The 350-nt window shown below is 57.4% G+C and carries 1 pseudogene; it reads left to right on the top strand.

Annotated features, from left to right (window positions below):
• Window positions 1–228: pseudogene (locus CWI66_RS17775) on the top strand (IS66 family transposase); the annotation flags it as partial.
• Window positions 229–350 lie beyond the last annotated feature (122 nt).

Raw genomic sequence — 350 nt, 5'->3', positions numbered from 1 at the left:
AACAACCAGGGGGAACGCGATCTGCGAATGACCAAGGTCCAGCAGAAAATCTCGGGCTGTTTCCGCTCCTGGGAGGGGGCGGAGATCTTCTGCCGCATGCGTAGCTTCCTCTCGACCGCCGTCAAGCAAGGGGTGGCGGCGCATACCGCACTGGAGCAACTGTTTGCGGGTGATGTGCCAGCCTTCATGCAGCAAGAAGCCCCGACTCAGCCAACCGGTGCTGAATAGTTACGGGAGCGTTAACAATTAGGCCAGCCATATGACGGCGGATACAAGGTTGAGTAGCGACTGGTAGTTTCTCGCCAGTCGCTCATAGCGTGTTGCCAGCCGCCTGAACTGCTTGATTTTCT

The sequence above is a fragment of the Halomonas sp. 141 genome (genome assembly GCF_002810305.1).
Classification (GTDB): Bacteria; Pseudomonadota; Gammaproteobacteria; order Pseudomonadales; family Halomonadaceae; genus Vreelandella; species Vreelandella stevensii.
The sequence above is the reverse complement of the archived record's forward strand: the minus strand, read 5'-3'. Positions and strand labels throughout refer to the sequence as shown.